Annotated in this window: 14 protein-coding genes; 9 read left to right on the forward strand and 5 right to left on the reverse strand. The window is 68.7% G+C overall.

The window, feature by feature from the left end:
• Positions 1-254: 254 nt before the first annotated feature.
• From H531_RS0111375 to H531_RS0111395, 5 genes are read right to left on the reverse strand one after another with little or no spacing between them, the layout of a single operon-like run.
• The gene (locus tag H531_RS0111375; RefSeq protein ID WP_022799455.1) at positions 255-479 is read right to left on the reverse strand and encodes a type II toxin-antitoxin system HicA family toxin; all 225 of its coding nucleotides are present in this window, start codon (positions 477-479) and stop codon (positions 255-257) included.
• Positions 466-672, reverse strand: a complete 207-nt coding sequence (locus H531_RS0111380) for a type II toxin-antitoxin system HicB family antitoxin (protein ID WP_022799456.1) — start codon at positions 670-672, stop codon at positions 466-468. The genes H531_RS0111375 and H531_RS0111380 overlap by 14 nt, the downstream gene beginning before the upstream one ends.
• Positions 673-692: 20 nt before the next feature.
• Positions 693-926, reverse strand: a complete 234-nt coding sequence (locus H531_RS0111385; protein ID WP_028490824.1) for a hypothetical protein — start codon at positions 924-926, stop codon at positions 693-695.
• Positions 913-1536 (reverse strand): hypothetical protein, encoded by a 624-nt coding sequence (locus tag H531_RS0111390; RefSeq protein ID WP_022799458.1) that lies wholly within the window; start codon positions 1534-1536, stop codon positions 913-915. Before H531_RS0111390 ends, H531_RS0111385 begins: the two co-directional genes overlap by 14 nt.
• On the reverse strand, positions 1533-2303 hold the full coding sequence (locus H531_RS0111395; RefSeq protein WP_022799459.1) for an AAA family ATPase: 771 nt from the start codon (positions 2301-2303) through the stop codon (positions 1533-1535). The genes H531_RS0111390 and H531_RS0111395 overlap by 4 nt, the downstream gene beginning before the upstream one ends.
• Before the next feature lie 83 nt (positions 2304-2386).
• Here H531_RS0111395 and H531_RS0111400 point away from each other — a divergent pair, with 83 nt between their 5' ends.
• From H531_RS0111400 to cas2, 9 genes are all read left to right on the forward strand, one after another.
• Positions 2387-3340, forward strand: a complete 954-nt coding sequence (locus tag H531_RS0111400; RefSeq protein ID WP_022799460.1) for a TRM11 family SAM-dependent methyltransferase — start codon at positions 2387-2389, stop codon at positions 3338-3340.
• Positions 3337-4218: a hypothetical protein gene (locus H531_RS0111405; protein WP_028490825.1), complete on the forward strand. Its 882-nt coding sequence runs from the start codon at positions 3337-3339 to the stop codon at positions 4216-4218. Before H531_RS0111400 ends, H531_RS0111405 begins: the two co-directional genes overlap by 4 nt.
• Positions 4215-5432: a vWA domain-containing protein gene (locus H531_RS15150; RefSeq protein ID WP_022799462.1), complete on the forward strand. Its 1218-nt coding sequence runs from the start codon at positions 4215-4217 to the stop codon at positions 5430-5432. Before H531_RS0111405 ends, H531_RS15150 begins: the two co-directional genes overlap by 4 nt.
• A gap of 86 nt (positions 5433-5518) precedes the next feature.
• Positions 5519-7108 carry an SSO2105 N-terminal domain-containing protein gene (locus H531_RS0111415; protein WP_028490826.1) on the forward strand — a complete coding sequence of 530 codons (1590 nt, stop codon included), beginning with the start codon at positions 5519-5521 and terminating at the stop codon, positions 7106-7108.
• Complete coding sequence (locus H531_RS15155; protein WP_028490827.1) at positions 7092-8204, forward strand: TM1802 family CRISPR-associated protein; 1113 nt, start codon at positions 7092-7094, stop codon at positions 8202-8204. Before H531_RS0111415 ends, H531_RS15155 begins: the two co-directional genes overlap by 17 nt.
• Positions 8098-8538, forward strand: coding sequence for a TM1802 family CRISPR-associated protein (locus H531_RS14930; protein WP_245540687.1), 441 nt, complete (start codon positions 8098-8100; stop codon positions 8536-8538). The genes H531_RS15155 and H531_RS14930 overlap by 107 nt, the downstream gene beginning before the upstream one ends.
• Positions 8519-9487: a type I-B CRISPR-associated protein Cas7/Csh2 gene (gene cas7b / locus H531_RS0111430; protein ID WP_022799464.1), complete on the forward strand. Its 969-nt coding sequence runs from the start codon at positions 8519-8521 to the stop codon at positions 9485-9487. The genes H531_RS14930 and cas7b overlap by 20 nt, the downstream gene beginning before the upstream one ends.
• A complete protein-coding gene (cas5, locus tag H531_RS0111435) occupies positions 9415-10218 on the forward strand; it encodes a CRISPR-associated protein Cas5 (RefSeq protein ID WP_245540688.1) in 804 nt (267 codons plus the stop codon). The genes cas7b and cas5 overlap by 73 nt, the downstream gene beginning before the upstream one ends.
• A gap of 3 nt (positions 10219-10221) precedes the next feature.
• The gene (cas2, locus tag H531_RS0111440) at positions 10222-10482 is read left to right on the forward strand and encodes a CRISPR-associated endonuclease Cas2 (RefSeq protein WP_022799466.1); all 261 of its coding nucleotides are present in this window, start codon (positions 10222-10224) and stop codon (positions 10480-10482) included.
• Positions 10483-10703: the final 221 nt, after the last annotated feature.

Raw genomic sequence — 10703 nt, forward strand, 5'->3', positions numbered from 1 at the left:
GTACCAAGCGTCAAACAGTACGCCTTCCGGCTGAAAGCCCTGCTCCTCCGCCCACTCCAGCAGGGCCAGCTTGCTCTCCTCGGCCAGGGCGGAGGTATGGATGGGGCTTTGAGCTAAAGCTTCTAGAGCGCGCCGAAGAGGCCGTGGTATCCTCTTCATTGGGCCTCCCTAGTCACCGGAGGCCCATTTTATCGGGGATCTTCAGCACCGCGTAAGTCCAGACCGTAATCATTAACCCTCTAAGGACCCCAACCTCATAAACTCTCCCACTCCTCGGGAGTGAGCCCAGCTTGCCGGAGGATGCTCCTCAGGGTGCCCACGGCGATTTCCCGGTGCGCGGGGACGATGACCGTGCGAAGGCCGTCCCGGTCCTCCCTCACAAACTTCACGTGGCTCCCTTTCTGGGAGTAGATGGCGAAGCCTGCCGCCTCGAGGCGCCGCTTGACCTCCCGGTAGGAGAGGGGCCTAAGCGGCGCCAACCTCCACCTCTACCGTCCGCACCTCGGGCACCCGGCTCGGGGTGGGGGGCTCAAGGTAGAGCTCAAGCGCCTCCTTGAGGTTGGCTAGCGCCTCCTCCTCGGTCTCCCCCTGAGAGGCCACATCCACCTCGAGGCACTGGGCCACCCAGAGGTCCCCTTCGCGCCACAAGTGAGCGGTGAAACGCCGGGTCATGGCCTCAGTGTACCCCGCCCCTACACCGGAAGGGGATCCTGCCCCTCTCCGAGGACCTCGATGGGGCGGCCCTTTGCATCCATGCGCCCTAGAGCCCAGAGGACGGCCGCCAGAGCGGCCACCTCCCCAGGCGAGAAAATGCGGGTATAGCCCCCATCCCGCACCACCAGGTGGCCGGGGGGCTCCAGGGGGTCCGTGAACACGTCCAGCCCCTGCTCCCACAGGTAACGGGCCAGCGCGTCAACGGGACGCATGGGCCACCTCCTCCAGGTGGGCCAGGGCCTCCCCCCAGCCCCTGGCCGTGAAGGGCGCCTCGCCTCGCCTCCACACGCTCAGCTCCTCGGGGGGGACTAGTCCCTTATGGGCGGCCTCAAGCCAGGCCCGGGCCTCGAGGCCGGGGTGGAGGAGGAGGTAGCGGGTCCTCGCCACCTGGGCCTCGAGGGCCACCTCCCAGCCCCCCTGCACCTCCAGGATCCACGCCCCGCTCGTTGCGGCCAGGTGAAGGCGGCGAGGGGGGGGCAGGTTTTGGCTAGCCCAGGTCAGGTGAGGGGTCAGGGTCTCCGGAGGCACCAGGTAGCGGTGGGGCTCCTGCTCCCCCTTCCCGTAGAGGGTCAGGACCACAGGCCCCTCCAGCCCCAGGGCGTGGGCCAAGAGGGCGGCGAGGCGGAAGGGGGAGGAGAAGAGGGCCTGGGCCTCCAGCCGCTCCCCGTCCCCCAGGGCCTGGACAATGGCGGGCTTGAAGTGGGCCAGGACGGGGCGGGCCTCCTCCGGGACGGCGGGGAGGACCTTCAGCCCCTCCCCCACGCGGTGGAAGGTGAGGGTGGGGTGCCCGTGCAAGGCGTGGAGAAGGTCAAGGCCAGTCATAGCCACTCCCCCTCCTCCTCGAGGGGCTCCGGTCCAAGCCCCCCCGGGTTTTCCGCAAGGCCGTTTGCGGAAAACTTTGGCCCATCCTCAACGCCAAAATCCGTTTTCCGCAAAAGCGCACTATCACGTAAGGGGGTTTGCGGCAAACCCCGGAGGCGGTAGGCCACCGCCCCCCCTTGCCCCCCGAGGGTCAGGCGCTCTACCGCCCCCGCTTGGGCCAGGGCCCGTAGGGCCTCTTCCGTGGTCCTCTCCCCGGCGTTCACCCGCTCGGCCACCAGGCGGATGAGCTCCTTGCGGGACTTGGGCCCATCCTCCAGGAGCTCCAGGACGGCCCGCTTGGCCAGCTCCGTCTTGGAGGGGCGGGCCTCCTCCTCGGGGAGGTCGGTCACGGCGAAGGCCAGGGCGTCCCCCTTCCAGATGCGCTCAACCCCCAGGGGGTCCTCGAGGGGGGCCAGGTTGTTCTTCAGGGTGTCCAGCTTGAGCACGTCCCGCCCCCCAGTGAGCTTGGGGGCCACCCGGGACAGGAGGAAGGCGCTCCGGGCCCCGGCCAGTTTGTAGAAGCTCCCCTGGATGCCGCGCTCCAGGGCGGTGAGGCCCGGCGCAGGCTTCGGGGTGTGGTCCAGGAGGATCACGCTGGGGCCGGCCTTGGCGATCTCCTTCAGGTAGCCCATCACCTCCGCCACGTGGTCCGAACGGCGGGCGTCCACGAAGGGGAAAAGGGCACTCCAGGAGTCCAGGACCAGGAGGGCGGGCCCCTGGCGGGCCATCCCCCGTTGCACCGACCCGAAATGGGCCAGGAAGGATTGAACCTCCGTCCGACGGAAGCCCGCGGGGGCTCTAAGCTTTGCTTATGAAGCGAGCTTGGGAAGTGTACGCCGGGGTCCTGCAAGCGGCTCGTGCTCGGGGTTTGGAAGGCGGGGACGAGGAGGTGGCGAAAACCCTCCTCGCCTGGCCCAAGGAGCGCTTCCGCGCCCTCGCCCGCGAGCTCGGCCTGAAGGAGAAGTACCTGCGCCACGACCTCCTCCCCGTCGCCTTCCTCCCCGAGCCCCTGCAGCGGGCCCTCCAGGAGGGGCTTCCCCTGCGCCAGGCCCACCGGCTCCACCGCCTCCTCAAGCGGGGGAGGCTCTCCCTCGAGGACCTCTTGGGCAAGGACCTCGAGGGCCTCCTCGCGCTCCTCGCCCCTCCGGGACAGGTGGACCCCTCGGCCCCCGTCTGGTTCTTTCCCCCGGAGCCCTGGGAGGAGGCCCTCCCCATGGCGGTGGCCCAGGCCCTGGTCCTGCTCTACACCAAGGAGGGGGAGCTGGTGGTGGACCCCATGGCGGGGCGGGGGACCGTGGTGGAGGCGGCCTGCGCCCTGGGACGCAGGGCCTGGGGTGGGGACATCGCCCCCAGGGGGCCAAGGGTGGAGCGGGCCGACATCCGGGACCTCCCCAAGCGCTTCCGGGGGGAGGCCTCCCTGGTGGTCCTCCACCCCCCCACCTTCCAGACCTGGCTTCAGGAGGAGGGGCACCGGGAGGAGGCGGAGGAGCGCTACGGGGAGTACATCCGCCACATCTCCTCCTTCCTGGACCTCTGCCGCCCCGCCCTGGCCCCTGGGGGGAAGCTGGTCCTGGTGGCCCGGCCCCGCCGGGTCCTGGCCCCGCGGGACCTGGAAGCGGGCCAGGACTTCTTCCTGGCGCCCTTGGAGCGGGCCCTGGCCGAGGCCGACTTCCGCCCCCGGCGCTACCACCTGGCCGTGAGCCAGGACGGCCGGCAGGACTGGCACCTCTTCGTGGGGGAGAGCGGGGAGGGAGGTGGGCGGTGAGGCCGAGGTTTTCCCCCAAGGTATCCCCTGCCCTCAAGGCGGAGATGGCCTACTCGGGGTGGGGCTACGACCCGGAGATGGCCGCCCTCTGGAAAGGCCTGGTTAAGGCCTACATCCCCCTGGCCCACGGCATCCCCATCCGGTGGCGGGTGGGGACGGTGGTCCACCGGGCGGCCGCCTGGCGGAAGGAGGGCGGGGTGTGGACCGTGGAGCTCTCTCCCCTCCTCTTCTCCCGCTACCCCGTCTACCTGGGAAAGCGCTACGGGCTTCCCATGGGCCTTCCGCCCCTCAACGCCCTGGTGCACGTCCTGCAGGAGGAGGGCCGGGCTGTCCCCTTGCCCCTCGAGGACGCCTTCCTCAAGCTCGCCCGGTCCGCCAAGCCCGTGATGGCCCTGGTGGCCTACCACGCCTCAAGCCCGGGGGAGCCCCTTCCCATGCTGGTGGAGATGGCGGTGGGTAGCGCCGACGCCCTCTCCCTCTACCTGAGGGCCTTGGAGGAGGCGGCGGGGAGGGATCTCCTCCCGGACCTCGTGAACCACCACCTCTTCGGCCCCCTCTTCGCCCACGCCCTGGGGGAGGGGGGAGAAGGCGCCCTGGCGCCCTGGGCCGATCTGGGGCCAGCCCCCTCTTCCCTTTCCCCGGCGGCCTACCGCCCCCTCTTCGGCCCACCCCACGCCGGGGCGGCGGCGGGGGACCCGGTGTGGGACGCCCTCTACGGGGCCCTCCTCCGGGCCTCGCGTCCCGAAGACCCGGAGGAGGCCCTTCTGGAGTGGCGGGACTACTGGTACTGGCGGGGCCGGGGGGAGCGCCTGGACGAGCCCCTTCCGTCCGACGGAGGACGAGGCCCAGGGGAAAATGGGGAAGGAGGGAAAAGATGAAAAGGTTCGCCAAACCCCAGCAGGCTTCGGAGCTCGGCCTTCGCCTAAGCCGCGCCCTGGTAAAGGGCCAGGACCTCCTCAAGGTGGCGCTCCTCACGCCAAGGCGGGCCTCCCTTACCCCCGACCTGGCCCTGGTCCTGGACCGCTCGGGGAGCATGGCGGGCCGCAAGCTCCAGGAGGCCAAGGCCGCGGCCCTCGCCGTGCTGGAGGCCTTCCCGGAGCGGGGCCGGGTGGCGGTGGTGGCCTACGATCACGAGGTGGAGGTGGGGGGGCTGGACCGGAAGGCGGCCCGGGCCTACCTGGAGGCCCTCGAGGCCGGGGGTAGCACCGCCCTCCACGCGGGCTGGCGGCAGGGGGCCCTCCTCCTCAAGGACCCCACCTGGCCCCGGTTCCTCTTCCTCCTCTCCGACGGCCTGGCCAACGTGGGCCTCACCGACCCCGAGGCCCTGGCGGAGGAGGCGAGGAAGGCGGCCCGGGAAGGGGTCTACACCTTCACCCTGGGCTTCGGGGACGGGTACCACCGGGAGCTCATGGCCCGCATGGCCCGGGAGGGGGGTGGGGTCCACCGCTACGTGGCGGAGGGGGAGCTCCTGGCCACCCTCCTCGCGGAGCTCGCCTTCCTCAAGGCCCCGGTGAACCTCGGGGTCCGGGTGCGCCTGGGGGGAACGGAGGCCCACCTGGCCCCCTTCGCCCCCGAGGAGGAGCGCATCCTCCTTCTCCCGGTGGAGGCCCAGGTGCTGGAGGTGGAGGAGGGTTTTCCCGGGGGCGCGGTCCTCTACCGCCTGCCCCTTCCCGAACCCGCCCCCGAGGGGAGCGAGGCCTGGCGGGAGGTGGAGCTCGAGGCCCTGCTTTGGGAGGCGGGGCGGCTTTTGGAGCGGGAGGCCGATTCCGAAGAGGAGGCGAAAGCCCTGGCGGAGAAGGCAGGGGCCCTTTCGGCCAGCCTGCGGGCCCACCCCTTAGGGGAGAGCGAGCGGGCCCTGGCCCTGGTCCAGGCGCTGGAGGCCTTTAAGGGGGCCATGGAGCGCCTGGCCACCTTCTACGATGCCTTGACCTCGGACCGGGTGGCCCGGGAGGGCGCGGCCTTCACCACCCAGCTCTCCTTCCCCCTCCGCCTGAGCCAGACGCAGTACCGGGACCGCACGGAGGAGCCTCCAAGCGCCACGGCGGAAGGAAAGCGGGTAAGGAGGCGCAAACAGTTGAAAAATAACCCATAAATCCGCCCACTTCCTCTCTCCCTTCCCTGTTTGTCCAAGAGCATAAAACTCCACGGAGGGCGGCGAAGGAAGCCGAGGGAGGTAAAATGAACCCAGGAATGCCCGAGGCCAAAGCCCCAAAGCTCTTTCTCGGCGTCCACGCCCGCCTGGTCTTCCCTGACCCCAAGGACGAGAGGGCGGTCCTGGACCTGATGCGCCGCTTCTCGGCGGCGAAGCGCTTCGCCTACCAGCGCCTCCTGGAAGGGAAGTCCCGCGAGGAGCTCAAACGGGCGGACGGGCCCCTCTGCACCCTCTTCCGCCTCAACACCCGCTACGCCGACGGGGCCATAGAGAAGGCGAAAGCGGTCCTGGACTCCGCCCTGGAGCTCGGAAGCGACCCCCGCAAGGTGGTCTTCGGGGGGAGGGGGCTTTTTGAGCAGCTCAAGCGCAAGCACCTCTCGGGCAAAGACCGGGAGCGGCTCAAGAGGGAGTGGAAGGAGAAGAGGCAAGAGCTCCTCTACAGCCGAGGGGACAAGAGCAGGGAGGGCAACCTCAACCTCCGCGTTGAGGTCAGGGACGGCGCGCTGTGGCTCCGGATCCACCTAGGAACCGAGGAAAATAAGTACGCCTACGCCCTGGTGAAGACCTCCCACCCCCAGCTCAAAGCCCTCCTGGAGAGGGTCTGCTCCTCCTCCCCCTACAACACCGAGCTCACCCTCAAGGAGGGGAAGCTCTACGCCCACCTCTCCTGGGGCGAAGCCCTTCCCCCTCCCGTCCACACGAAGGCGAACGGGGTTCTCGGGATAGACGTGAACAGCGACCCCTACCACCTGGCCCTCGCCGTGGTCTCTCCCGATGGGAACCTCGTCCGCTACCTCACTCTCTCCCTGGAAGAGGTGGACTCCGCCCCCAACAAGGGAGCTAAGGAACTCTTCCTCTGGAAAATCGCTCATCAGGTAGTGGCCCTGGCGGAGGAGCACGGGGTGACCCTCGCCACGGAGAGGCTCAAATACCTCAGGAAGTCCAAGAGGGGTGACGGCTTGGGGCGGAACTTCCGCAGGAAGCAGCACCGCTTCGCCTACCGCTCCCTCCTGGAGAAGATCCACTCCCTTGCCCGTAAGCGGGGCGTGGAGGTCCTGGAGGTGAACCCCCAGGACACCTCCACGATAGGGATGCTCAAGTACGCTCCCCAGCTTTCCCTTTCCAAGGACATCGCCGCCGCCCTCGTGATCGGGAGGAGGGCTCTGGGGTACGAAGAGAGGCTCCCCAAGGGCTACGAGGCCCTTCTCCAAGACGAATCCTTCCTCGCCCATGCCGAGGGGTTCTACCAAGCCCACCTCCAGGAGCTAGAGAAGCTCAAGAGGGCGGAGAAGAACCCCTATCTCAGGCGGAGGCTTTCCCGGGAGATGGGGAAGGCCAAAGCCGCCCTTTGCCTTCTTTCGAGCTTTCGGGGCTCGCCAGGGAGCCGCGGGAAGGCACCCCACAGAAGGAGCTTCCCCGGCACCCATCCCTGGCGGGTCCTGAAAGTAGGCCTCGTCCTTCCTCTCCTTGGGCGCGAGGTGCCGCGAGATCTCTCGCCCCTCAAGCCCGTCCTGCACCTAGCTCCGCTGACCGTGGGACCGTGGGAGAAGCGGATGGAAAGCCAAGACCCTCATCCTGGTGGGGGGTCGGCGCGCATAAATGCGCGCTTCGGCTAACCAGGATCTGGGGAAGTGGAAGGCCGGGGACCTCGCCAAGGTCCTGGCGGAGGTCCTGGAAAGGGCCTGGGGCGTGGAACCTCCCGGGAAGGGGGAAGAGGTCCTCTTCAGCCTAGCCCTGGAGGGGAAGCCCCTGGTGGACTTCCCCGAGTACCGGGACTACCTGAAGCGGCTCCTCACCGGGGAGCGGCGCTTCGCCCGAGGAAGCCTGGGCCTTTGCCATGCCTGCGGCCAGGAAGGGGTACCCGTGGTGCGAAGCTTCGCCGACTTCAAGCTCAAGTTCTACATTACGGACAAGAAGGGCTTCGCCCCGGGGGTGCGGGAGGAGGGCTTCGCCAAGGCCTACGCCCTGTGCCAGGACTGCTTCCGGGCCCTGAAGCTGGGGGAGGGGTTCGCTCTGGAACACCTCAAGCTCCGCTTCCTGGAGACCGAGGCCCTGGTCCTTCCCGGGGCGGAGCTCGAGCCCGAGAGGCTCTCCGCGCTTGTGGAGAGGATCCTGGCCCAGGTGGAGGGCCTGGAAAGGCTTTCCGCCTGGCGGGACTTCCTCGCCCGGGCGAAGCGGCAGGAGGGGGTGGGCTACCTGGGGTTCACCCTTCTCCTCTTCCGCGAGGCCCAGGCGGCCACCAAGGCGGAGGAGGTGGTCCTGGAGGTGCCCCCCTCCCGGGTGGAGGCCCTCTTCCAGGCCATGGGGGAGGCGGGGGTAGAGGGGGTCCGGGATTGGCTTTACCTCCTCCCCCTGGACCGGGGCCAAAGGGGCGTGCGGGCGGGCCTGGCCCTCGAGGCGGCCTCCCGCCTCTTCCTCGGCCTTCCCTTCCGCTCCCGGGACTGGGTGCCCCTCTTTCTTAGGGCTGCAGAGCGGGCCTTCCGGGAGGATGCCACCCTTTTCGCCGCCTCCCGGTTTCGCGGCCCCTGGGGGGGCCTTGCGCCTCGTGGCCCTGGCGGCGGATTGGTTGGGGATTCTGGCCCGGATGGGCCTTTGGGGAGGCGCTATGGAGGCGAAGGATCTTTCGGGTGCGTTGCTGGAAGAAGAGGAGAAGGAGGCCTTCCGCGCCTACAGGTTTGGTCCCCTCGAGGCCGGGCTCTACCTCCTGGGTAAGGCCATGGAGGCTGTAGGGCAGGCCCAGGCCCGGCTTTACGAGTACCGCAAGGAGCCCCTCCTGGAGGCCATCGGTTGGCAGGGGATGAGCCTTGTTCGGGTGCGGCTACTGGTGCCCGAGGTGATGGCCAAGGCGACCTACTACCTGGATGGGGAGGACCGTACCCGGGTAATGGACCTCCTGGGGCGGGCCACGGATCTCCTGGAGCGGGCCGAGGGGGGCCTTTCTGACCGGGAAGTGCCGTACTACATCCTCATGGGGTACGCTCAGGCCCGCAGCCAGCGCCTGCGGGTCGGAAAAAGGGAGGTGGCGCATGAAGGAGAGGATGCCTAACGCCGAGATCCTTTTCCTATACGAGGCGAAGGACACCAACCCTAACGGAGACCCTGACGCGGAGAACCGCCCCCGCATGGACTACGTGGGGCGTCGGCTTCTCGTGAGCGACGTGCGCCTTAAGCGCTACGTGCGGGACTACCTCCTGGCCCGCGGGGAGGACGTCTGGGTCCGCACCCGGGAGGATGGCTCCCGCACCGACGCCGACGGGCGGCTGGAGGAGCTCAAGGCCCTCTACAGGCAGGAGACGGGAAAGGAGACGGGGGCGAAGAAGAAGGACCTGGACCCCGAGTTCCTCGCTTGGTACCTGAGGCGCTTCAGGGACGTGCGCCTCTTCGGGGCGGTGCTGCCCATCAAGGCCGAGGGCGAGGCCAAGGGGGGGACGGGGCAGTTCGTGGGGCCGGTGCAGTTTGACTGGGGCTACTCCCTCCACCCGGTGGAGGTGTACACCGCCACCATCGCCAGCCAGTTCGCCGGCCGCACCGAGGGGGGTAAGGGGGAGCACGGCACCTTCGGCAAGGACCACCGGGTTCACTACGCCCTCATCGCCTTCTGGGGGAGGGTTTCCGCCCTACGAGCCGAGCGGGTAGGGCTTGCCCTCGAGGACCTTGATTACCTGGAACGGGGACTCCTGGAGGGCCTTTTGGAGGGGTCCACCACCCGGAGCAAGGTGGGCCAGACCCCTCTCCTCTACCTGCGGGTGGACTGGAGGGAGGGCTTCCGGCCCCTCGGAGACCCCAGGGACGGGCTCCGGGTGCGGCCCGAGGGGGGGAAGGCCCCGGAGGCCATCCGCTCCCAAGCCGACTACGTGCTGGAGGCGGAAGGCCTCTCCGAAAGGCTCGCCCGCTACCGGGAGGCGGTGGAGCGGGTGCGCCTGTGGCAGCATCCTGGCCTGAAGGTGGAGGGGCTTTCCCTGGAGGGGGTGAGGGTGGAGGAGGTGGGCTTCTGACCGTTCTCCGCTTCGTCCTCAAGGGAAAACGGGCCCACTTCCGCCGCTTCTACACCAACTCCTCGGCCCTGACCTACCCCGTCCCACCCCCCTCCACCCTTCTGGGGCTCCTGGGGGCGGCCCGGGGGCTCGGCCCAGAGTTCGCCGAGGACCTCTCCGGGATCTACCTCTCCGTCCGCCCTCTGGGAGGGCAGAGGCCGCTTTTCCAGACGGTGAACTACCTCTTCCTCAAGGAGGGGACCCTGAGCGAGCTGAGAGGCCTCTACAAGGACGGGCGCACCCAGATCCCCCTCCAGTTCCTGGTGGGGGAGGAAGGGAGGGCGGTGGCCTACGAGGTGTACGTGGCCTCCCATGATGCGGGGCTAATGGGGGACCTGGCCCGGGCTCTGGAGGCCCCCGCCTACCCCCTCTCTCTTGGGCCCGCCTTCGCCTTGGGCTGGGTCGAGGCGGTGACCTTGGCGCGGGGCGAAGTGTTGGAGGGCTGGGAGGGGGAGGGGATTGGCTGGTGGCGGGCGGACCGCCTCCAGCTACGGAACCTAAAGGAGCCCCCTACGGGGGTGCGCCTCTACCGGGACCGCTTTCCCGTGGCCCTGGGTCCGGACCGCAGCCCCAGGCGGGTGGAGGAGCTGGCCCTCGAGGTGGAAGGGAAGCCCCTAGCCGTGGCCTACGAGGGCCTGGTCCTCGAGGTGGAGGGCCTGGAGGGGTGCGCGGTGGGCGTGGTTAGGGTGTAGGCGGTGTACGTGGTCATGGTCTACGATGTGGCGGTAGAGCGGGTGGCGAAAGTGCTCAAGGTGGGGAGGCGGTACCTCACCTGGGTCCAGAACTCCGTCCTGGAAGGGGAGCTTTCCCCCGCTCGCTTCGCCCGCCTAAAGGTGGAGGTGGCCAAGGTAATTGAGTCCTCGGACGCAGTTCGCTTCTACGTGCTCCCCGATAAGGGAGCCCTTCGGGTAGAGATCCTGGGTACCTCCAAGAACGAGCCCAACCAGTTTATCTGACTGGACTTACGCGGTGCTGAAGATCCCCGATCAAATGGGCCTCCGGTGACTAGGGAGGCCCAATGATGGGGATACCACGGCCTCTTCTGCGCGCTCTAGAAGCTTTAGCTCAAAGCCCCATCCATACCTCCGCCCTGGCCGAGGAGAGCAAGCTGGCCCTGCTGGAGTGGGCGGAGGAGCAGGGCTTTCAGCCGGAAGGCGTACTGTTTGACGCTTGGTAC

The sequence above is a fragment of the Thermus islandicus DSM 21543 genome (assembly GCF_000421625.1).
GTDB classification, from domain to species: domain Bacteria; phylum Deinococcota; class Deinococci; order Deinococcales; family Thermaceae; genus Thermus; species Thermus islandicus.

Bases quoted from the DNA above. Each gene is read 5' to 3' on its own strand.
- H531_RS0111380 (WP_022799456.1), bottom strand. From the start codon at position 672: ATGACCCGGCGTTTCACCGCTCACTTGTGGCGCGAAGGGGACCTCTGG.
- H531_RS0111385 (WP_028490824.1), bottom strand. From the start codon at position 926: ATGCGTCCCGTTGACGCGCTGGCCCGTTACCTGTGGGAGCAGGGGCTG.
- H531_RS0111390 (WP_022799458.1), bottom strand. From the start codon at position 1,536: ATGACTGGCCTTGACCTTCTCCACGCCTTGCACGGGCACCCCACCCTC.
- H531_RS0111395 (WP_022799459.1), bottom strand. From the start codon at position 2,303: ATGGCCCGCCAGGGGCCCGCCCTCCTGGTCCTGGACTCCTGGAGTGCC.
- H531_RS0111400 (WP_022799460.1), top strand. From the start codon at position 2,387: ATGAAGCGAGCTTGGGAAGTGTACGCCGGGGTCCTGCAAGCGGCTCGT.
- H531_RS15150 (WP_022799462.1), top strand. From the start codon at position 4,215: ATGAAAAGGTTCGCCAAACCCCAGCAGGCTTCGGAGCTCGGCCTTCGC.
- H531_RS0111415 (WP_028490826.1), top strand. From the start codon at position 5,519: ATGAACCCAGGAATGCCCGAGGCCAAAGCCCCAAAGCTCTTTCTCGGC.
- H531_RS15155 (WP_028490827.1), top strand. From the start codon at position 7,092: ATGCGCGCTTCGGCTAACCAGGATCTGGGGAAGTGGAAGGCCGGGGAC.
- H531_RS14930 (WP_245540687.1), top strand. From the start codon at position 8,098: ATGGAGGCGAAGGATCTTTCGGGTGCGTTGCTGGAAGAAGAGGAGAAG.
- cas7b (WP_022799464.1), top strand. From the start codon at position 8,519: ATGAAGGAGAGGATGCCTAACGCCGAGATCCTTTTCCTATACGAGGCG.